This is a genomic window from Escherichia sp. E10V5 (genome assembly GCF_004212315.1).
Lineage (GTDB): Bacteria > Pseudomonadota > Gammaproteobacteria > Enterobacterales > Enterobacteriaceae > Escherichia.
Genome location: NZ_RHJM01000030.1, coordinates 94,492 through 113,278, shown reverse-complemented (window position 1 = coordinate 113,278; position 18,787 = coordinate 94,492). Strand labels below are relative to the sequence as shown.

Sequence of the window (18,787 nt, the reverse complement as noted above, 5' to 3'; positions counted from 1 at the left end):
ATTACCTTCTTATTGAGCCAATGCTTGCCAAACCTTGATTTCATTTTCCCACAGCACTTTTAAACATTAAACCTGACTACAGAAAATATCAGCCATGATAATGTTTGAAATGGCTAATTTGCTGTGAAATTTATAAAACCATAAAGGTTTCAGCGAGTTGTTTAATGAGTCGCACGGTAATTATTTCAACGATGGTTTATGTTTTGCCATGGTGGCGATATGAAGCGGGAGTGTTATATGCCTCATAGTCACCATAAGTGATTATGAGGCGGTGTGGGAAATACTGTGCCGACGGTCTGATATTGATTATTTTTTAACGAATAAACTAGCGAAGCTAAACAAGCTGGCAGCGCTGAATATTAGTTCTATCCCCACCAGTGTAGAAACTAGTGTTACAGAAACCATTGGCGTTGCACCCAGGAATATCCATGCAATGATGATATCCAGGATACCAATGACTAGTTGTAGCCAGCTGCCTTTCATTGAACGCTGGCGATACCAGCTCATCAAGCGAATAACCCCAGCGACACAAAACAAGCCAGCGATAAACGCCGCAATAGCAAAAATTCCCAGTTCTGGTGCGCGGATGAAGAAATAGCCGATCAACAAATAGGCGACAGCGACAAGGAAGCCGGATAATACAGGCCAGAAATTATGACTCCGGTTGCTGAATAAACCGACAATAAGCGCAATGCCTGAGCAGATTAATAATGCGCCAACGACTGTGCTAAGGATATCGCCAGAGACAAACGGGAAGCTTATACACAGTAAACCGACAATAAACAGTAGCACAGCAATAAACTGGATTGCTCTCCGATGCTTCTTAAGCATATCCAGATCAAATTTCAAAATTGTTGCCTTATCTATATATAACATAGAACCACCCTATAAATTTAAGAAGAAAAATCCCTACTATCAATCTATGCCAAAAATGCATCCAGGAATGCATGTGATTTAATAAAAATTTCCTAATTAATGTGCCCAACACCCATGTAACTTGTTGTATTTAAATAAAAATATCTTATTTTGATATTTTATCTCAACATGACATACCCAAAAAACCAGGTTATAACCTCAATGTCGAAATTGATTCGTGACGGCTCTTTCACTTTATAGTTGAGGATATTACGATGAAAAAAGTATTAGGTGTAATTCTTGGTGGCCTGCTTCTTCTGCCAGTTGTGAGCAATGCCGCGGATGCACAAAAAGCAGCTGACAATAAAAAACCTGTCAACTCCTGGACCTGTGAAGATTTCCTGGCTGTGGACGAATCCTTCCAGCCGACTGCAGTCGGTTTTGCTGAAGCACTGAATAACAAAGATAAACCAGAAGATGCGGTTATGGATGTTCAGGGCATTGCAACCGTAACCCCAGCTATCGTTCAGGCTTGTACTCAGGATAAACAAGCCAGCTTTAAAGATAAAGTTAAAGGCGAATGGGACAAGATTAAGAAAGATATGTAATTCATGGAATGCGTTGCATCGTATTTCCTTGAATATTGAACAGGCAGGAATACCTCGCGTTAAAAGCAGATAATCCTCCTGTTCATATATACTTTATTTGTTGAATGGGTTGTAAAATGAATATTTCATCTCTACGTAAAGCCATGATCTTCGTTGGCGCTGTAGCGGCACTTTCACTGGTTAATGCACAATCTGCACTGGCTGCTAATGAATCTGCTAAAGATATGACTTGTCAGGAATTTATTGACCTGAATCCAAAAGCGATGACACCGGTTGCATGGTGGATGCTGCATGAGGAAACGGTTTACAAAGGTGGTGATACTGTAACCTTAAATGAAACTGATCTGACTCAGATTCCTAAAGTGATTGAATATTGTAAGAAAAATCCGCAGAAAAATTTGTATACCTTCAAAGATAAATTGGCAAATGTCCTGCCGAATTAACAGGAATAAAGCAAAAAGGAGTAGCAAGTTGAGCCATCTTGCTGCTCCTTTTTGCATTTTTATATGACTGCAGAATTTATTATTCGTCTAATCCTGGCTGCTATTGCCTGTGGTGCTATTGGCATGGAAAGGCAAATCCGCGGCAAAGGGGCAGGGCTTCGTACACATGTCTTAATCGGTATGGGTAGCGCCCTGTTTATGATTGTGTCGAAATATGGTTTCGCTGATGTGCTGGCGCTGGATCACGTCGGGCTTGATCCCAGCCGTATTGCCGCTCAGGTTGTCACTGGCGTCGGTTTTATAGGCGCGGGTAATATCCTCGTCCGTAATCAAAATATTGTCGGCCTCACCACCGCTGCGGATATCTGGGTAACAGCTGCAATCGGTATGGTGATTGGTAGCGGCATGTATGAGCTGGGGATTTACGGTTCTGTAATGACCTTGTTGGTACTGGAAGTCTTCCATCAATTAACTTTCCGGCTGATGAACAAGAATTACCATTTACAGCTGACGTTGGTGAACGGTAATACGCTGTCGATGCTCGACTGGTTTAAACAACAAAAAATAAAAACTGATTTAGTTTCGTTGCAAGAAAATGAAGATCATGACGTGGTTGCTATTGATATTCAGCTTCATGCGGCGACGTCGATTGAAGACTTATTAAAGTCGCTAAAAGACATGACGGGTGTGAAAGGTGTTTCAATCAGCTAATGTGAATATTAATGATATCGACGGGAGTACACCCGGTACTCCCGTCGTATTTAACTATCGAGGACAATCAGCGGAGAATGATTGGCAGGGGCGTTTAATACAGTAATATCCGCGCCGTAGAGCATAGTCAGCGCCTGCTGTGTCAACACGTCCTGCGGTTTACCATTGGCGATAACCTTTCCTTTTTGCATCAATACAACACGGTCGGCATAGCGGGCGGCAAGATTAAGATCGTGCAATACACAGCAGACGTTGAATTGCCGTTCGCGAACTAACTGACGTAATAAACGAAACAGATGCTGCTGATGGTGAATATCCAGCGCCGACGTTGGTTCATCAAGAAATAACCATTTCGGCGAGGGGATTGCTTCCCAAAGTTGTACCAGCAGGCGCGCTAATTGCACACGCTGTTGTTCACCGCCGGATAATTGCCGATAGTCGCGGTTTGCTAACGCCTGACAGTCGCATAGCGCCATTATCTGTGCCGTTTCATCCCCCTGATTACCGGTACGATGCGGATGGCGCCCCATCTGGATCACTTCTTGTACGCTGAATGGGAACGCCATATGGCTATTCTGACGCATCACGGCCCGGTGTTTCGCCAGTTCGGTAATTGACCATTCATTTGATGGCTTATTAAATAACCGGCATTCGCCGCTATCAGGTTGAAGATAGCCGGTGAGCTGGCGAAGCAACGTGGATTTTCCCGCACCATTAGGGCCGAGAATGGCAACAATTTCCCCGCCGGGAAAAGTCAGCGAGACATTGTCAGTCAGGCGTCGCCCATGAAGGCTATAAACCAGGTTCCGGGCGCTAATCATGCGATCCTCCGGTTGCGCAGAATCAACCACATGAAATACGGGCCGCCAAGCAGGCTGGTTAGTAATCCGACAGGCATTTCTGCTGGCTGTACCAGTGTGCGGGCAAGCGTGTCTGCCATCAGTAATAAGCAGGCTCCGGCAAGGGCAGAGCAAGGAATTAGCCAGCGATGATTTGCTCCGGTAGTCATGCGAATCAGATGCGGGATCACCAGGCCAATAAAGCCGATAATGCCGCTTACCGATACGGCAGCGCCAACGAGCAGTGAGCTAATCAACAGTAATTGTTGGCGTTTACGCTTTACGTTCACGCCGAGGTAATGGGCTTCTTCATCACCAAGTTGCAGCAAATTCAGCGTTCCGGCGAGACACGTTGTTGCCATAATGGCGGGCAGAATGAAGGAGCTGGCAACCAATAACGTTGGCCATTGCGCCTGACCGAGATTGCCCATCATCCACAACGTGAGTTGTCGTAGCTGTTGCTCATCGCCTATATAGCTCAGTATGCCGATCGCTGCGCCGCACAGGGCATTGATGGCGATCCCGGCGAGTAACAATTGCATCATGCTGCCATCGCGATGGCGCTGCGTGATGAGAAAAATGATGGTGCAGACCACTAAACTTCCGGCGATGGCAAACACCATTTGTTCATAAAGCACCAGCACCACGGGGAAGGAAAAGGGCAGCACAATAGCAACGCCAACCATTAATGCCGAACCGCTACTGACGCCGAGTAATCCTGGGTCAGCCATGGGGTTGCGGAAAAGCCCCTGCATAATCACCCCGGCGGTTGCCAACGCGGCGCCTACCAGCACTGCCAGTAAAACGCGCGGCAGGCGAATATTTAGCCAGATATCGCGGTATTCCTCATCAAGAAGGGCGCTAAAGCTGATTTTTAACGCGCCCTGACTGGCACCGAACAGCACCAGGGCAAGCAATAATAGTGATAGCCCCATAAAGACACTGGCGGATGAAAATGAATCCTTGAGCACGCAAAACTCCGTTATGACGTTGCGGCGCGGAGAGACTGCGCCGCATGGGATTACGCCGGTTTCAGGTCAGGTTCAATCAGACTGTAGATCTGCTTGTTGAGTGCTGGCGCGTTTGCCAGTTCATGAATGTGTGCGGCGACATCGGCACGGCGGACAAAACCATGACACTCCTGATTTTGTATCCGTTGTGCTTTGCCTGTTGCTGCGCCGTCAAGCAGACCGCCAGGGCGGAGAATGGCGTAGTCTAGCTGGCTGGTTTGCAGCCAGCTTTCCGCCAGTGTCTTTTCGCGCACCGCCTGACCAAACGCGGCTTTTGCCCGATCCGATAAGAACGGCCAACTATCGCCGCATCCCAAAGAAGTCACCAGAATCATGCGACTGATGCCTGCCTTTTCCGCCTCATCAATCACCGTTCTGTGGGCCAGATAATCCTGTGCGCCGCCCATTGTTGAGATGATAAGTGCTTGCGGACCAGCCGCGCGGCAGGCGGCTGCGACTACGCTGGCGTCACAAGCGTCGCCAGTAAAAGCCTGCACACCTTGTTGCGTCAGTTGAGCCGCAGCGTCTGCACGGCGAACGACAGCGACGACCGGACGTTGTTCCGCCAGCGCCAGTTCAAGCGTTCTGGCGCCCACACCTTTTCCGCCCGCGCCAAAGAGTAGCCACGGTGTCATCAGGCGTGTTCCTTTAACGATGCTGCCAGAGCATGGAAGGCGTTGACCTGTTCACTCAGGAGCTGACGATGGTCATCCCTGCCGAGGAAGATTTTCAGCATGGCGCTGCCTTCTTTGTTGAAAAAGAGAATGGATGCGGTGTCCATGCCCATAAATTTACGTTCGATTAAGGCAATATGCGTGCAGTTTTCTGCTTTGATATGCCCGGACATGCCGTGCTTTCCACGCAGATTGAAATAGCCGTGGCGGTGGAAACCCGAAGGCAGTTCGCCGCTAAATTCGAGGATCACATCGGCAGTATGCACCAGCGTGGTGACGTTGCCCCATTCGCAGACGGTATCCCAGACAGTATCGAATTTATCGCCTGACACAACTGTCGGAGAGGGCAGATTTTTCACTACCTCCAGCAGCGTGGTGTTGTATTGTTCGGCGATCGCCTCCAGCGTACCGTCTGGCTCCGTTTTCAAAAATTCCTGTAACGAGACATGGCTCATAAATCACTCCTGTTATGGTTTTTCAAGCGCAATCGCTGGCGCATTAAGTACCTGAATCAGTTCATTAAGAGACTGCAAAATGTTGCTTGCCCAGAAACGACCTTCATTGGTTAACCGCAGGCACGTTGAAGCATCGCGGCTTAAGCCTTTTTGGTGCCACTGGGCCAGTAATGGTGCGAGTTTTTCAGCATGTGGCGTAAGTTCGTCCAGCGGTACACGCGCTGTTTCAATGCCCGACTGCAAGGTATGACGCCACTGCGCGTTACGTTCGGCGTTACGCATGATCATCATCAGCGGTTTTTTGCCTGCCGCGACGGATTCATGCCAGGTCTGCAGATTGCGTTCGTTCATCCAGGAGTAACCATTAATCGAACCGCCGGCGCCGGAACCAAAGGCCAGACAATCGGCACCTTGTTTTATCAGCAGGTTATAGAGATTGCGTTCGCGTGTGGTACGGCCCCAGTGGCTGTTACTGATGCAGCGCCAACCGGCATCGTCCATAAAATCACACCCTTGCAGGTAAAGATCGCGACGCTCCGCTGGAGAGGGCACGGTAGTGCGCCCGTTTTCCACGGCTTTGCCCAGTGGAGTGTTGGGCAGGACGTTGAGCGCATAGAGGTCGACGCCGTCAAGACCGATATCGCGGGCAATAGCCAGATCTTCTCCCCAGGTTTGCGCATCCTGACCTGGCAGGCCAAACAGCAGGTCACAGACCACCGCAGCACGGTCGCGTTTGACCAGGCTTTCCATAAACGCAATGGCGGTTGGGCCATCCGAGGTGCGGGCCATTTTCTTGCGGATTTTGCTGTTAAACGACTGAATACCAATTGAGAAGCGGTTTGCTCCCGCATCAAGGCAAGCGTCGATTCGGTCAGCGTCAAAATTCAGTACCCGGCCTTCAATGGTGATTTCACAATCGGGTGCCAGTGGTAATTTTTCTCGTAGTGTGGTGATGATTCTTGCCAAATCGCGCGCGGAGAGTGCGGAAGGCGTACCGCCACCGAAATAGACCGCATGGATGGGCGCGGACTGATGCAATACGCTGTCTGCCTCCTGTTCGATTTCTCGAATCAGGGCATCGGTATAATGAGCACACGCATCTTCATTAAAACGATTCTGATAAAAACCGCAAAACGTGCAGTGTGTCGCGCAAAAAGGAATATGAAGATAAACCAGTCGCTTACGAGGTGAGGTTGTTTGACTGATCATCTCTTGCCAGGTCTGTGCCAGTTGTTCTTTGGCGACCGGAATGGCCCCACGAAACGGCATCATGGCACGCCTGTCTTTAAATGGCTGGTCACCGTCTAAAGCAAAATGAGGCGTGAGATCCAGGGTGTTTTTCATGTTCATACGTCTGATTTAAATCCGTTTATTGCGGCCAAAGTTGCTGGTGTAAAGACTCAACGACATCAGCAATACGCGGGCCCATTCCCAGAATCAGGTTTTGATCAACGGTGATAATGCGCTGGTTCTTCCAGGCGGCGGTGTGGGTAATTCCGGCAATAGAACGTAGCCGATTAATATCGCCATCGACCATTTGTGAGGTTACGACAATCACTTCAGGGTTAGCCGCAATCAGCGATTCCGCGCTGTAGCTTTTGTACTGCTGGTGGGTAGCGACGTTTTCTGCTCCGGCAAGCGACAGAATGGCGTCTGCGACGCTGCCTTTACCGGCGACCTGTGGCGCGCTGCCGCCAGCAGAGAGAATAAACATCGCTTTAACCGGGGCTTTTTTTGCCGCCACGCTTTGCTGTACTCGCTCCAGGCGTTGGCTGATTTGTGTCACCAGCGCCTCGCCTTGTTCAGGAACCTGTAACGTTTTTGCCAGTTGGCGAATGTTGGCGTACATCTGCTCAAGGGTGGCTGGTACACGCGGCAGAGTGACGACGTTGACCTTTTGCGCCCGCAACTGGTCGAGCACAATTTGCGGTCCTGCATCCTGCCAGGTAATTACGCTATCCGGGCGAAGTGACAAAATGCCTTCGCTGCTGAGTTGTTTCCAGTAGCCAATATGCGGCAGTTTGGCGGTTTCTGGGGGATAAGATGTCGTTTCATCGACACCCACCACGCGCTCGCCAGCACCCATCGCGTAGATTAGCTCCGTCAGTGATCCTCCAGCGACCACAATGCGTTCGGCAGCCGTTGCGCTAAAAGCCCAGCTAAGAGCCAGTGCTGCCGTAAACAATTTTTTTCGTTTTACCGCAGTCTTCGCGACAGAGGCCACGGCTGAAATACATAACGTTAGTGGGGAAAAAAGATACGGCCTGTTGGTGATCCTTGGCATCATATGAGAACTCTTATCGAATTGAGAATGATCATGATTATCATTTGAGTTATATATGAAATACAACCGTCGATTCAATACGCAAGGCGTTACAAGCGTATTTATTTTTGATTTTTATCAAGATGCTTCGTCAGCTAACGTTCTTGTTACCGACAAAATTTCAGGGCGGGAAAAAGCTGAGATCTCAGAGATATCGCGGCTTGCAGAGCAAAGAGAAGAGAAAATTATCGCGGTTAACGACAATGTTTCGTTATGAGGTCGTGGGGGAATGCCACAAGAAAAAAATGGTTTTCTGGATACAGGATAGCTTTCATAACCCCCTGTTTATTGTGTTAATGGCGGTTAAAAAAAAGCTTGATCATAAAAAATTGATCGATAATAATTCTCATTATCACGTATGGCTTTAACAAAATATGACTATATGGATAACAAAATCATAGCTTTTGCAAGGGATAACGCACAGCGCTCTTCACTCCAGATGCGGCATATCGCTTTGCCTGACAAAGAGGGCAAATTGTCCGGGATACCAGGCAATTTCACCGGATATTAACGCCCGTTAACTCACCCGGCGAATATTATCGCTTTGAATTGTAAATAAATTTATTTTTCGCCAGCCATCCCGGTATTAATCCAGGTAGCCAGCATTTTTTATTTTCCTCATGGAGAATCGCTATGTCACGTCCGCAATTTACCTCGTTGCGCTTGAGTTTGTTGGCTTTGGCTGTTTCTGCCACCTTGCCAACGTTTGCTTTTGCTACTGAAACCATGACCGTTACGGCAACGGGGAATGCCCGTAGTTCCTTCGAAGCACCAATGATGGTCAGCGTCCTCGACACTTCCGCTCCTGAAAACCAAACCGCGGCTTCAGCCACCGATCTGCTGCGTCATGTTCCTGGAATTACTCTAGATGGTACCGGACGAACCAACGGTCAGGATGTAAATATGCGTGGTTATGACCATCGCGGCGTGCTGGTTCTTGTCGATGGCGTTCGTCAGGGAACGGATACCGGACACCTGAATGGGACTTTCCTCGATCCGGCGCTGATCAAACGTGTCGAGATTGTCCGTGGACCTTCGGCATTACTGTATGGCAGTGGCGCGCTGGGTGGGGTTATCTCCTACGATACGGTCGATGCAAAAGATTTATTGCAGGAAGGACAAAGCAGCGGTTTTCGCGTTTTTGGCACCGGTGGCACGGGGGACCATAGCCTGGGATTAGGCGCGAGCGCGTTTGGGCGAACGGAAAATCTGGATGGTATTGTGGCCTGGTCCAGTCGCGATCGTGGTGATTTACGCCAGAGCAATGGCGAAACCGCGCCGAATGATGAGGCTATTAATAACATGCTGGCGAAAGGAACCTGGCAAATTGATTCTGCCCAGGCTCTGAGCGGATTAGTGCGTTATTACAATAACGACGCGCGCGAACCAAAAAATCCGCAGACCGTTGAAGCGTCTGACAGCAGTAATCCGATGGTTGATCGTTCAACGATTCAACGTGATGCTCAGCTTTCTTATAAACTCTCTCCAGTGGGCAACGACTGGTTAAATGCTGATGCAAAAGTTTACTGGTCGGAAGTTCGTATTAATGCGCAAAACACGGGAAGTTCCGGTGAGTATCGCGAACAGACAACAAAAGGTGCCAAACTGGAGAACCGTTCCACTCTGTTTGCCGAGAGTTTTGCCTCTCACCTGCTGACGTATGGCGGTGAGTATTATCGTCAGGAACAGCATCCTGGCGGCGCGACGACGGGCTTCCCGCAAGCAAAAATCGATTTTAGCTCTGGCTGGCTACAGGATGAGATCACCTTACGCGATCTGCCGATTACCCTGCTTGGCGGAACCCGCTATGACAGTTATCGCGGTAGCAGCGACGGCTACAAAGATGTTGATGCCGACAAATGGTCATCTCGTGCGGGGATGACTATCAATCCGACCAACTGGCTGATGTTATTTGGTTCATATGCCCAGGCATTCCGCGCGCCGACGATGGGCGAAATGTACAACGATTCTAAGCACTTCTCGATTGGTCGCTTCTATACCAACTATTGGGTGCCAAACCCGAAATTACGTCCGGAAACCAACGAAACTCAGGAATACGGCTTTGGACTGCGTTTTGATGACCTGATGTTGTCCAATGATGCCCTGGAATTTAAAGCCAGCTACTTTGATACCAAAGCGAAGGATTACATCTCCACAACCGTCGATTTCGCGGCGGCGACAACCATGTCTTATAACGTCCCGAACGCCAAAATCTGGGGCTGGGATGTGATGACGAAATATACCACTGACCTGTTTAGTCTTGATGTGGCCTATAACCGTACCCGCGGCAAAGACACCGATACCGGGGAATATATCTCCAGCATTAACCCGGATACCGTTACCAGCACCCTGAATATTCCGATCGCTCACAGTGGCTTCTCTGTTGGTTGGGTCGGTACGTTTGCCGATCGCTCAACACATATCAGCAGCAGTTACAGCAAACAACCTGGCTACGGCGTGAATGATTTCTACGTCAGTTATCAAGGGCAGCAGGCGCTCAAAGGCATGACCACGACTCTGGTATTGGGCAACGCCTTCGATAAGGAGTACTGGTCGCCGCAGGGCATTCCACAGGATGGACGTAACGGCAAAATTTTCGTGAGTTATCAATGGTAATCATCAGCCCCGATATTTCGGGGCATTTATCTGGAAGGAAGAGAGACAATGAACCACTACACACGCTGGCTTGAGTTAAAAGAACAAAATCCCGGAAAGTACGCGCGTGACATCGCAGGTTTAATGAATATCAGCGAAGCAGAACTGGCATTTGCGCGCGTCACGCACGACGCGTGGCGGATGCGCGGCGATATTCGTGAAATTCTGGCGGCGCTGGAAAGCGTTGGTGAAACCAAATGTATTTGTCGTAATGAATATGCAGTCCATGAGCAAGTTGGCTCGTTCACAAACCAGCATTTGAACGGTCATGCCGGATTAATACTCAACCCGCGCGCGCTGGATTTGCGACTGTTTCTTAATCAGTGGGCCAGTGTTTTCCATATAAAAGAAAACACGGCTCGCGGTGAACGTCAGAGTATTCAGTTTTTTGATCATCAGGGCGATGCGTTACTGAAAGTTTATGCTACTGACAATACCGATATGGCGGCATGGAATGAGCTTCTGGCACGCTTTACCGTCGAGGAAAATACGCCGCTTGAGTTAACAACGGTTGATGCGCCTGTCGCACAAACCGACGTCGATGCCAGTGTTGTAGAACAAGAGTGGCGTGCGATGACGGATGTCCATCAGTTTTTTACGTTGCTCAAGCGCCACAACCTGACTCGTCAGCAGGCGTTCAATCTGGTGGCAGACGATTTGGCCTGCAAAGTACCTGGCAGTGCGTTGGCGCAAATTCTTGAATCTGCACAGGAGGATGGCAATGAAATCATGGTGTTTGTTGGCAACCGTGGCTGCGTACAGATTTTCACGGGTGTGGTAGAAAAAGTGGTGCTAATGAAAGGTTGGCTGAATATTTTCAACCCGACGTTTACTCTTCATCTATTAGAAGAGAGCATTGCTGAAGCCTGGGTTACCCGTAAACCGACCAGCGATGGCTACGTAACCAGCCTGGAACTGTTTGCTCATGATGGTACGCAGATTGCGCAACTTTATGGTCAGCGTACTGAAGGGGAACAGGAGCAGGCGCAATGGCGTAAACAGATTGCGGCGCTGACGCAGGAAGGCGTTGCTGCATAACGAGTCATTATCCGGAGGTCTGGCTGTCGCCGGGCCTCTTTATAAATATCAGCTGGAGATTTCAGACCAGATAATCAATATGTTGATGACGTACCAGCTCATTGATCCGCTTAAGATTGAGGATCATCATAATATTGTGTTTATGGCAGTAGAATGTTTTCAGCGATATTTTGAGTTTCCCCAGAATATCTTCTGTCGTCATTTGATTCGCAATGCAGCTCAGAACCTGATGCTGTTTGCGCGAGAGTGACACGTCTGCTTCAGGTACAGAGCAATAACTGCCATTGAGCAGTGCGATGAAGTCAATAATCGTAATATTTCTCTGGACAAAGGTTACCGGAACTTTCCCCAGACAGCGTTTAATATTAAACGGCGAGAAAACAATGACATGAACAGGCCGCAGGCGTTCAATTTTGTTGAGCATTGATGAGTGGAATACATTATTCATTAATGTATCAATAATCACTAAGGCATTCTGATGCAACGTTAAGTCAATCTCTTCTTCGTTCTGTATATGAACGACATTACCTTTACTTACAATATTTTTCATCGCGGTGAAAAACATGGTGTCTTTGGTAATTATAAGAAACATAACCGACTCCCTTTGCGAACATTAACTTTATAATCAGGTTGCCAAAGGTAATAAAAAGGTCAGAGCTTGTAATTATACTAATTAGCTTGCTGTACATTAATTGAATGTGTTCAAAGATGCAGATATCTCATCAATATCTGCATCTTCAGGTAATGTTATTTGACCAGTTCTGGCGTTACCTGGCTAACCGCATCGGTATAGTAAGGAGTGCCGCCCCAGCCGGGTTCTGGCCAGAATGCGCCGTAGCCGTAATCCCACAGGTTATAGGTTGTGTTCACCACTTCTCGTAAATGCCACACCTGAATCCCCTGCATATTCACTTCAAGGAAGTTATATGGGACTTTATTGATAAAGCCAGGTTGTTCGCCCTGAATGGTTCCGAGGATGGTGACATAGTGGTTACGGTAGTTTACTGGGTCAAGGAAACCACTTTGTCTGGCGAGCAGTCGCCCTTGATAGTTGGCCTCAATGTCAGGTTTCGCATAGCTATCCAACGGCAATACGGCGATTTCTAGCAATGTATCGGTTTTGCCATTAATGACGTTAATGACTTTACCGCCAAAGCGGGCCTGCTGACCAACGTATAAATTTGGTTGGTTATGAACAGCAACAAAACTTTTTTGGATATCAGGCTGGTTATTACCTTTGATATTTTGTGGAATAGAACTACACGCGGCAAGCAATAATGCAAGGCTGACGATGAGAGCACCTTTTGACTTGTTCATGTTACTATCCTTATCAACAAATGTTAAAACCATAATAGATATTTCTTTATGGTTTTCATCTGATTTTCAGGTGATATGCCTGATAGTAACGTAAACCTGTCTGATATTTATATCCTTGCAGATGAGATCCGGAAAGCATTGATGTGTGATGTTATTATGTGTCTCCTTATAATATGGGGTATTATAAGGCGGCTCTTATTTCTAATGGCACATGGTGTAAAGATTGTTATTGATGTGATGATAATGGTTTATAAATGTTAGATATGCAAGCCATTCGTAATTTTAACTTTGGGGACCTTCAATTTAAAAACACTTATTATATGACTCATTTTATCTGTTCATTAAAAAAACATTGTTTATCCGTCCTGCATGGATATCAATAAGTTACTGAAATTGCACGATCGAAATTATGTATTTTTTGTCAATAATGAGAGGGCGCAGCCGCCCCCTTTGTTTATTTTAATCGTTTACCCGCCTCATCAACCACTTTCTCGCCATCTTCCTTGGTGAACGCGCCTTGTTGCGCATCTGGCAGAATTTCCAGCACCACTTCTGAAGGGCGGCACAGACGAGTTCCCAGCGGTGTAACCACAATCGGGCGATTAATCAGGATGGGATATTGCAGCATAAAGTCGATTAACCGATCGTCAGTAAATTTATCTTCCGCAAGGCCCAGATCCTCATATGGCTCGACGTTTTTACGCAGCAGCGCGCGTACCGAAATCCCCATATCGGTAATGAGTTTGACCAGTTCATCGCGCGTCGGCGGTGTTTCCAGATAATAGATAATGGTCGGTTCTGTGCCGCTGTTGCGGATCATCTCCAGCGTATTACGCGACGTGCCGCAGGCCGGGTTGTGATAAATGGTAATGTTGCTCATATCAGTATCTCATTACGATGTGAAAGAGAGGCGTAGCGCCAGCGCGGTCAGCGTCACAAACAGCACAGGCAGGGTCATGATAATTCCTGTACGGAAGTAATATCCCCAGCTGATTGTCATATTCTTCTGCGAAAGTACGTGCAGCCAGAGCAGCGTTGCCAGACTACCAATCGGGGTAATTTTCGGCCCCAAATCGCAGCCAATCACGTTGGCATAAACCATCGCTTCTTTGATAACGCCAGATGCCGTGCTGCCATCAATGGACAACGCGCCAACCAGCACCGTTGGCATATTGTTCATAATAGAAGAGAGGAAGGCGGTGAGGAATCCGGTGCCGAGCGTCGCGGCCCACAGACCGTTATCTGCCAGCACGTTGAGTACGCCAGAAAGATATTCCGTTAGTCCTGCATTGCGTAGGCCATAAACCACCAGATACATGCCGAGCGAGAAGATGACAATCTGCCAGGGGGCACCGCGCAGGACTTTGCCCGTATTAATCGCATGACCGCGTTTAGCGACCGCAAACAAAATCAGCGCACCCACTGCCGCAATGGCGCTTACCGGAATGCCGAGTGGTTCCAGAACGAAAAATCCCACCAGCAGAAGCAGTAAAACAACCCAGCCAGTTTTGAACGTAGCAGGATCTTTAATCGCTTCTGCGGGAGATTTTAGCAGCGCCATATCGTAGTTCTGCGGAATATCTTTGCGGAAATAGAGATGCAACATCACCAGGGTCGCCAGTATCGCGGCGATATCCACCGGCACCATCACCGAGGCATATTCGCGAAAGCCGAGGCCAAAGAAATCTGCGGAAACGATATTCACCAGGTTGGAGACGATAAGCGGCAGGCTGGCTGTATCGGCAATGAATCCCGCAGCCATCACGAACGCCAGCGTCGTGCCTTTGCTAAAACCTAAAGCCAGCAGCATGGCGATGACAATCGGCGTCAAAATAAGCGCCGCGCCATCATTGGCAAACAGGGCCGCAACGGCGGCACCGAGCAGGACAATCCAGCTAAACAGCAGGCGACCGCGTCCATTGCCCCAGCGTGAGACGTGCAGCGCCGCCCATTCAAAAAAGCCGGACTCATCCAGTAGCAGGCTGATGATAATGACGGCAATAAACGCAGCCGTCGCGTTCCAGACGATATTCCACACCACCGGAATATCACCCGGATGTACCACGCCCGTAACTAACGCCAGTACTGCGCCGAGCGTTGCACTCCATCCGATGCCTAAACCTTTCGGCTGCCAGATAACCAATACGATGGTCAGGACAAAGATAGCGCCTGCCAGTAACATAATGCCTCCCGGATAAAACACATGCGAAAATCCATATGTGTTTGGATAAATTTTTTAACTGCAAATGTTATTACAGTCTGCGGAACAATTTTGTCGAGACAGGTTGCGGACAATCGCCTGAACCTTTTCTTGCTCACATCGCCAGGCCTGCTCAATAATTTTCGCTGCCCATGCTGGAATATGCGGCGATAAGCGGTAATGAACCCACTTTCCTTGCTTGCGGTCCAGCAATAGTCCGCTTTCACGCAGCAATGCCAGGTGACGGGAGATCTTGGGCTGCGACTGGTCGAGGGCAGTGCAGAGATCGCAGACGCATAACTCTCCCAGCTCGCTGAGCAGTAAAACGATGCCCAGACGGGTTTCATCGGCAAGAATTTTGAACAGTTGGATGGGTAACATAAATGACATATTGCGCTCCTGATTGTTACAGGCAGTGTCTCTCTTCAAAGCGGATAAGTCAAAAACATATATGAATTAATGAATATGTAAGTGCAGAAGATGGTAATAGGTGTGAATTTTGAGTTGGGTATTCATTTGAAAGGCGGTCTGAATCAGGACGTAAAAAAACCGACTTTGCGTCGGTTTTTTTACTCTTCAGCCTGAGTTGGTGGCTCTGGCTGGAGTGAGAATGCCATCATCTAACAGCTCAATACTATTAGCCAGTGGCTAACATTGCAAGAATTAGCTATTTCTTCAGCTGGCAGAGGGAGCACTTCGGTATATATCGCAGTGAAAGATGATTTATATACTTTCACCGGATTATCGCCGTATTAAGCCTTGTCCGAATCAGGACGTAAAAAAACCGACTTTGCGTCGGTTTTTTTACTCTTCAGCCCTGAGTTGGTGGCTCTGACTGGAGTGAGAATGCCCACATCTAACTTTTCCATGCTATTACCTTAAAGGATACATTGCAAGGTTATGCTGGTTATTTAGCCTAATTTCACTGTATGATTATCCAGTTAGCTCTGAGGCATTTTCACTCTGGCAATGCGCATAAACGCTTTCAAAGTCCTGATCAGTGGTACGGGTGGTGCCGTTAACTGATGCTCTGGCCGGAGTGAGAATGCCATTATCTAACAATGGGGTATGCGCCGTGACAGGCAGTGGATGAGTAAGCGGATGCATTCTCACTCCATCGCATGGAGAAAACGGGTGATTGATAAAGCAATCATCGTTCTTGGGGCGTTAATTGCGCTGCTGGAACTGATCCGCTTTCTGCTTCAGCTTCTGAACTGATAGCGGAAACGTAATTAAGGGCTAAGAGCACACTACTCTTAGCCCTTTAACATTTAACGCATTGTCACGAACTCTTCTGCCGCCGTCGGGTGAATGGCGACGGTATTGTCGAAGTCTTTTTTGGTTGCCCCCATCTTCAGCGCCACCGCGAAGCCCTGCAACATTTCGTCCATACCAAAGCCAATGCCGTGAATACCGACAATCTTCTCTTCCGGTCCAACGCATACCAGTTTCATGCGGCACGGCTGGCGGTGAGTGGTGACGGCGGTATACATCGCGGTGAAAGAGGATTTATACACTTTCACCTGATCGTCGCCGTACTGCTCGCGCGCCTGCGGTTCCGTTAAACCAACAGTACCAATCGGTGGATGGCTGAAGACCACGGTCGGAATGTTGCTGTAATCCAGATGCTCATCCGGCTTGTTATTAAACAGGCGTTCAGAGAGACGGCGACCCGCTGCAACTGCCACCGGTGTCAGTTCCACTGCACCCGTGTTATCGCCTACCGCGTAAATACCTTCAACGTTGGTGTTTTGATATTTATCGACGACGATATAGCCTTTTTCGTTGGTTTTTACGCCAGCGGCTTCCAGGTTGATGTTGTCATTGGCAGGCTCGCGACCAATCGCCCAAATCAGGCAATCCACCGTTTCACTGCGACCATCTTCCAGCTCCAGCGTCAGGCTGCCATCGGCATTTTTCACCACCGCTTTCGGGATGGCGTTGGTGTGCAGCTGCGGGCCTTCGGCGTTCATCACTTCAACCAGCGTTTCAGAGATCATCGGGTCGAAACTGCGCAGCGGCGCATGTTTACGCACAAACAGATGCGTTTTCGCGCCCAAGCCGTTAATCACGCCCGCCAGCTCAACAGCGATGTAACCTGCGCCAACAACCGCTACACGCTCTGGCAAAGCAGGAAGGGCGAAGAAACCATCGGAATCAATACCATATTCCACGCCTGGAATATCCGGGTGGCTCGGACGACCGCCGGTGGCGATCAGAATATGATCGGCCGTGATGGTTTCGCCGTTTACCTCTAGCGTTTTGGCATCAACGAAGCGGGCAAAGCCTTTGATTACATCAACGTTATTTTTACCGAGCACGTTTTCATAGGAAGTATGAATACGGTCGATATAAGCGGTACGGCTGGCGATCAACGTTTCCCAGTTGAATTTATTGATAGTGGTATCGAAACCATAATCCGGGCCGTACATATGGATCGCTTCACGGATTTGCGCCGCGTGCCACATCACTTTTTTCGGCACGCAGCCGACGTTCACGCAGGTGCCGCCCAGCTCTTTGGCTTCAATCAGCGCGCATTTCTGGCCGTACATAGCCGCGCGGTTGATGGAGGCGATACCGCCGCTGCCGCCGCCGATGGCGATGTAATCATAGTGTTTAGTCATGACAGAGTGTCCTTATCGTTGATTACCGCGATTGTAGCGCGAGACGTAATAGGTGCCAGCAATGGCTGCAATTACTCCGGCACGATCCAGCTTACGGTGGCGTGCCCGGTGCCAGCCGGAACCAGTTTGCTGTGCAGCCACGGCAGCACGTTATTCATCTGCTGTTCCAGCTTCCACGGTGGGTTAATCACAATCATGCCGGAAGCGGTCATGCCACGGCGATCGCTGTCTGGCAGCACCGCCAGTTCAATTTGCAGAATTTTGCGAATGCCGGTCGCTTCCAGGTCGTGGATCATGCGCTTAATTTGCTGGCGCAGCACTACTGGATACCACAATGCGTAAGTGCCAGTGGCGAAACGTTTGTAACCTTCTGCTATCCCGCTGACCACCGCCTGATAGTCGGTTTTCATTTCATACGGCGGGTCGATAAGGATTAAACCACGGCGGGAAACCGGCGGCAGCTTGGCCTTAAGCTGCTGGAAACCGTCGGCTTTTTCCACGCGCGCACGGCTGTCTTTCTGAAATTCAGAACGCAGCAACGGGTAATCGCTCGGGTGCAGCTCGGTCAGTTGCAGGCTGTCTTGTTCGCGCAGTAGCTGGCGAGCAATCAACGGCGAACCGGGGTAATAGCGCAACTGACCGCTACGGTTGAAGTGTTTTACCACATTGATGTACGGCTCCAGCTCCGCAGGCAAATCCTCCTGCTGCCAGATACGGGCGATACCTTCGAGATATTCGCCGGTACGCTCGGCATGTTCGCTGCCTAACTGATAACGCCCGGCGCCTGCGTGGGTGTCGAGATAGAGAAACGGTTTATCTTTCTCTTTCAGCGACTCGATGATCAGGCTCTGAACGGTATGTTTAAGGACGTCGGCGTGGTTGCCAGCGTGAAAGCTGTGGCGATAACTGAGCATGGGTAAAGGTGTTCCGGTAAGTAAAAATCGGCCCGTATTTGGGGCGCACAAAAGCCTATCAGGACAGTATACCGAAAAGAGGCCGCCGCCGCGAAAGCGTAACGTTTCTCATTGAAATTCA

The 18,787-nt window shown here is 49.0% G+C and carries 22 protein-coding genes; 7 read left to right on the top strand and 15 right to left on the bottom strand.

Annotated elements, in window-relative coordinates:
- Positions 1 to 306: 306 nt before the first annotated feature.
- Entirely contained in the window at positions 307 to 876 is a 570-nt protein-coding gene (gene hdeD, locus D9738_RS20090; RefSeq protein WP_130221293.1) for an acid-resistance protein HdeD, read from the bottom strand.
- 254 nt (positions 877 to 1,130) lie between these two features.
- Between hdeD and hdeA the strand changes: the two genes are divergently transcribed.
- The 3 genes from hdeA to D9738_RS20075 all read left to right on the top strand — a co-directional run bounded on the left by hdeA (position 1,131) and on the right by D9738_RS20075 (position 2,617).
- Positions 1,131 to 1,463 (top strand): acid-activated periplasmic chaperone HdeA, encoded by a 333-nt coding sequence (hdeA, locus tag D9738_RS20085; RefSeq protein WP_130209189.1) that lies wholly within the window; start codon positions 1,131 to 1,133, stop codon positions 1,461 to 1,463.
- A 116-nt stretch (positions 1,464 to 1,579) separates the two neighbouring features.
- Positions 1,580 to 1,906, top strand: coding sequence for an acid-activated periplasmic chaperone HdeB (gene hdeB, locus D9738_RS20080; protein WP_130209187.1), 327 nt, complete (start codon positions 1,580 to 1,582; stop codon positions 1,904 to 1,906).
- Between the two features lie 63 nt (positions 1,907 to 1,969).
- Positions 1,970 to 2,617 (top strand): MgtC/SapB family protein, encoded by a 648-nt coding sequence (locus tag D9738_RS20075; RefSeq protein ID WP_130260996.1) that lies wholly within the window; start codon positions 1,970 to 1,972, stop codon positions 2,615 to 2,617.
- A 50-nt stretch (positions 2,618 to 2,667) separates the two neighbouring features.
- Here D9738_RS20075 and D9738_RS20070 read toward each other — a convergent pair whose 3' ends face one another.
- The 6 genes from D9738_RS20070 to shuT are packed head-to-tail and all read right to left on the bottom strand — an operon-like array spanning position 2,668 to position 7,879.
- Entirely contained in the window at positions 2,668 to 3,438 is a 771-nt protein-coding gene (locus D9738_RS20070; protein WP_130260995.1) for a heme ABC transporter ATP-binding protein, read from the bottom strand.
- Complete coding sequence (shuU, locus tag D9738_RS20065) at positions 3,435 to 4,427, bottom strand: iron ABC transporter permease (protein WP_214251097.1); 993 nt, start codon at positions 4,425 to 4,427, stop codon at positions 3,435 to 3,437. The genes D9738_RS20070 and shuU overlap by 4 nt, the downstream gene beginning before the upstream one ends.
- A 50-nt stretch (positions 4,428 to 4,477) precedes the next feature.
- Positions 4,478 to 5,101 (bottom strand): anaerobilin reductase, encoded by a 624-nt coding sequence (gene chuY / locus D9738_RS20060; protein WP_130260994.1) that lies wholly within the window; start codon positions 5,099 to 5,101, stop codon positions 4,478 to 4,480.
- Complete coding sequence (gene hutX, locus D9738_RS20055) at positions 5,101 to 5,595, bottom strand: heme utilization cystosolic carrier protein HutX (protein WP_021550030.1); 495 nt, start codon at positions 5,593 to 5,595, stop codon at positions 5,101 to 5,103. Before hutX ends, chuY begins: the two co-directional genes overlap by 1 nt.
- Before the next feature lie 12 nt (positions 5,596 to 5,607).
- Positions 5,608 to 6,945, bottom strand: a complete 1,338-nt coding sequence (gene hutW, locus D9738_RS20050; protein ID WP_130260993.1) for a heme anaerobic degradation radical SAM methyltransferase ChuW/HutW — start codon at positions 6,943 to 6,945, stop codon at positions 5,608 to 5,610.
- 19 nt (positions 6,946 to 6,964) lie between these two features.
- The gene (gene shuT, locus D9738_RS20045; protein WP_130261002.1) at positions 6,965 to 7,879 is read right to left on the bottom strand and encodes a heme ABC transporter substrate-binding protein ShuT; all 915 of its coding nucleotides are present in this window, start codon (positions 7,877 to 7,879) and stop codon (positions 6,965 to 6,967) included.
- 55 nt (positions 7,880 to 7,934) lie between these two features.
- Here shuT and D9738_RS24840 point away from each other — a divergent pair, with 55 nt between their 5' ends.
- From D9738_RS24840 to chuS, 3 genes are all read left to right on the top strand, one after another.
- Complete coding sequence (locus D9738_RS24840; protein ID WP_165383169.1) at positions 7,935 to 8,135, top strand: hypothetical protein; 201 nt, start codon at positions 7,935 to 7,937, stop codon at positions 8,133 to 8,135.
- Between the two features lie 416 nt (positions 8,136 to 8,551).
- Positions 8,552 to 10,534: a TonB-dependent heme/hemoglobin receptor ChuA/ShuA gene (gene chuA / locus D9738_RS20035; RefSeq protein WP_130260992.1), complete on the top strand. Its 1,983-nt coding sequence runs from the start codon at positions 8,552 to 8,554 to the stop codon at positions 10,532 to 10,534.
- A 48-nt stretch (positions 10,535 to 10,582) separates the two neighbouring features.
- Entirely contained in the window at positions 10,583 to 11,611 is a 1,029-nt protein-coding gene (gene chuS / locus D9738_RS20030; RefSeq protein WP_130260991.1) for a hematinate-forming heme oxygenase ChuS, read from the top strand.
- A 61-nt stretch (positions 11,612 to 11,672) separates the two neighbouring features.
- Here the strand turns inward: chuS and D9738_RS20025 are convergent, their stop codons facing one another.
- From D9738_RS20025 to D9738_RS24835, 6 genes are all read right to left on the bottom strand, one after another.
- Positions 11,673 to 12,203: a LuxR C-terminal-related transcriptional regulator gene (locus tag D9738_RS20025; RefSeq protein WP_130209174.1), complete on the bottom strand. Its 531-nt coding sequence runs from the start codon at positions 12,201 to 12,203 to the stop codon at positions 11,673 to 11,675.
- 155 nt (positions 12,204 to 12,358) lie between these two features.
- Positions 12,359 to 12,928, bottom strand: coding sequence for an outer membrane lipoprotein Slp (gene slp / locus D9738_RS20020; RefSeq protein WP_130209172.1), 570 nt, complete (start codon positions 12,926 to 12,928; stop codon positions 12,359 to 12,361).
- 454 nt (positions 12,929 to 13,382) lie between these two features.
- Positions 13,383 to 13,808, bottom strand: coding sequence for a glutaredoxin-dependent arsenate reductase (arsC, locus tag D9738_RS20015; protein ID WP_130209170.1), 426 nt, complete (start codon positions 13,806 to 13,808; stop codon positions 13,383 to 13,385).
- A gap of 12 nt (positions 13,809 to 13,820) precedes the next feature.
- Entirely contained in the window at positions 13,821 to 15,110 is a 1,290-nt protein-coding gene (gene arsB, locus D9738_RS20010) for an arsenite/antimonite:H(+) antiporter ArsB (protein WP_130260990.1), read from the bottom strand.
- A gap of 54 nt (positions 15,111 to 15,164) precedes the next feature.
- A complete protein-coding gene (gene arsR / locus D9738_RS20005) occupies positions 15,165 to 15,518 on the bottom strand; it encodes an As(III)-sensing metalloregulatory transcriptional repressor ArsR (RefSeq protein ID WP_130260989.1) in 354 nt (117 codons plus the stop codon).
- A 543-nt stretch (positions 15,519 to 16,061) separates the two neighbouring features.
- Positions 16,062 to 16,235, bottom strand: a complete 174-nt coding sequence (locus D9738_RS24835) for a hypothetical protein (protein WP_165383351.1) — start codon at positions 16,233 to 16,235, stop codon at positions 16,062 to 16,064.
- A 27-nt stretch (positions 16,236 to 16,262) separates the two neighbouring features.
- Here D9738_RS24835 and dinQ point away from each other — a divergent pair, with 27 nt between their 5' ends.
- Positions 16,263 to 16,346: a damage-inducible type I toxin DinQ gene (dinQ, locus tag D9738_RS20000; protein WP_001295215.1), complete on the top strand. Its 84-nt coding sequence runs from the start codon at positions 16,263 to 16,265 to the stop codon at positions 16,344 to 16,346.
- A gap of 53 nt (positions 16,347 to 16,399) precedes the next feature.
- Here the strand turns inward: dinQ and gorA are convergent, their stop codons facing one another.
- Positions 16,400 to 17,752, bottom strand: a complete 1,353-nt coding sequence (gene gorA / locus D9738_RS19995) for a glutathione-disulfide reductase (protein ID WP_000160811.1) — start codon at positions 17,750 to 17,752, stop codon at positions 16,400 to 16,402.
- A gap of 71 nt (positions 17,753 to 17,823) precedes the next feature.
- The gene (rlmJ, locus tag D9738_RS19990; protein WP_130209162.1) at positions 17,824 to 18,666 is read right to left on the bottom strand and encodes a 23S rRNA (adenine(2030)-N(6))-methyltransferase; all 843 of its coding nucleotides are present in this window, start codon (positions 18,664 to 18,666) and stop codon (positions 17,824 to 17,826) included.
- Positions 18,667 to 18,787: the final 121 nt, after the last annotated feature.

Excerpts from the sequence above, each read along its gene's own strand:
- hdeD (WP_130221293.1), bottom strand. The coding sequence starts at position 876 with ATGTTATATATAGATAAGGCAACAATTTTGAAATTTGATCTGGATATG.
- hdeA (WP_130209189.1), top strand. The coding sequence starts at position 1,131 with ATGAAAAAAGTATTAGGTGTAATTCTTGGTGGCCTGCTTCTTCTGCCA.
- hdeB (WP_130209187.1), top strand. The coding sequence starts at position 1,580 with ATGAATATTTCATCTCTACGTAAAGCCATGATCTTCGTTGGCGCTGTA.
- D9738_RS20075 (WP_130260996.1), top strand. The coding sequence starts at position 1,970 with ATGACTGCAGAATTTATTATTCGTCTAATCCTGGCTGCTATTGCCTGT.
- D9738_RS20070 (WP_130260995.1), bottom strand. The coding sequence starts at position 3,438 with ATGATTAGCGCCCGGAACCTGGTTTATAGCCTTCATGGGCGACGCCTG.
- chuY (WP_130260994.1), bottom strand. The coding sequence starts at position 5,101 with ATGACACCGTGGCTACTCTTTGGCGCGGGCGGAAAAGGTGTGGGCGCC.
- hutX (WP_021550030.1), bottom strand. The coding sequence starts at position 5,595 with ATGAGCCATGTCTCGTTACAGGAATTTTTGAAAACGGAGCCAGACGGT.
- hutW (WP_130260993.1), bottom strand. The coding sequence starts at position 6,945 with ATGAACATGAAAAACACCCTGGATCTCACGCCTCATTTTGCTTTAGAC.
- shuT (WP_130261002.1), bottom strand. The coding sequence starts at position 7,879 with ATGCCAAGGATCACCAACAGGCCGTATCTTTTTTCCCCACTAACGTTA.
- D9738_RS24840 (WP_165383169.1), top strand. The coding sequence starts at position 7,935 with ATGAAATACAACCGTCGATTCAATACGCAAGGCGTTACAAGCGTATTT.
- chuA (WP_130260992.1), top strand. The coding sequence starts at position 8,552 with ATGTCACGTCCGCAATTTACCTCGTTGCGCTTGAGTTTGTTGGCTTTG.
- chuS (WP_130260991.1), top strand. The coding sequence starts at position 10,583 with ATGAACCACTACACACGCTGGCTTGAGTTAAAAGAACAAAATCCCGGA.
- D9738_RS20025 (WP_130209174.1), bottom strand. The coding sequence starts at position 12,203 with ATGTTTCTTATAATTACCAAAGACACCATGTTTTTCACCGCGATGAAA.
- slp (WP_130209172.1), bottom strand. The coding sequence starts at position 12,928 with ATGAACAAGTCAAAAGGTGCTCTCATCGTCAGCCTTGCATTATTGCTT.
- arsC (WP_130209170.1), bottom strand. The coding sequence starts at position 13,808 with ATGAGCAACATTACCATTTATCACAACCCGGCCTGCGGCACGTCGCGT.
- arsB (WP_130260990.1), bottom strand. The coding sequence starts at position 15,110 with ATGTTACTGGCAGGCGCTATCTTTGTCCTGACCATCGTATTGGTTATC.
- arsR (WP_130260989.1), bottom strand. The coding sequence starts at position 15,518 with ATGTCATTTATGTTACCCATCCAACTGTTCAAAATTCTTGCCGATGAA.
- D9738_RS24835 (WP_165383351.1), bottom strand. The coding sequence starts at position 16,235 with ATGCATCCGCTTACTCATCCACTGCCTGTCACGGCGCATACCCCATTG.
- gorA (WP_000160811.1), bottom strand. The coding sequence starts at position 17,752 with ATGACTAAACACTATGATTACATCGCCATCGGCGGCGGCAGCGGCGGT.
- rlmJ (WP_130209162.1), bottom strand. The coding sequence starts at position 18,666 with ATGCTCAGTTATCGCCACAGCTTTCACGCTGGCAACCACGCCGACGTC.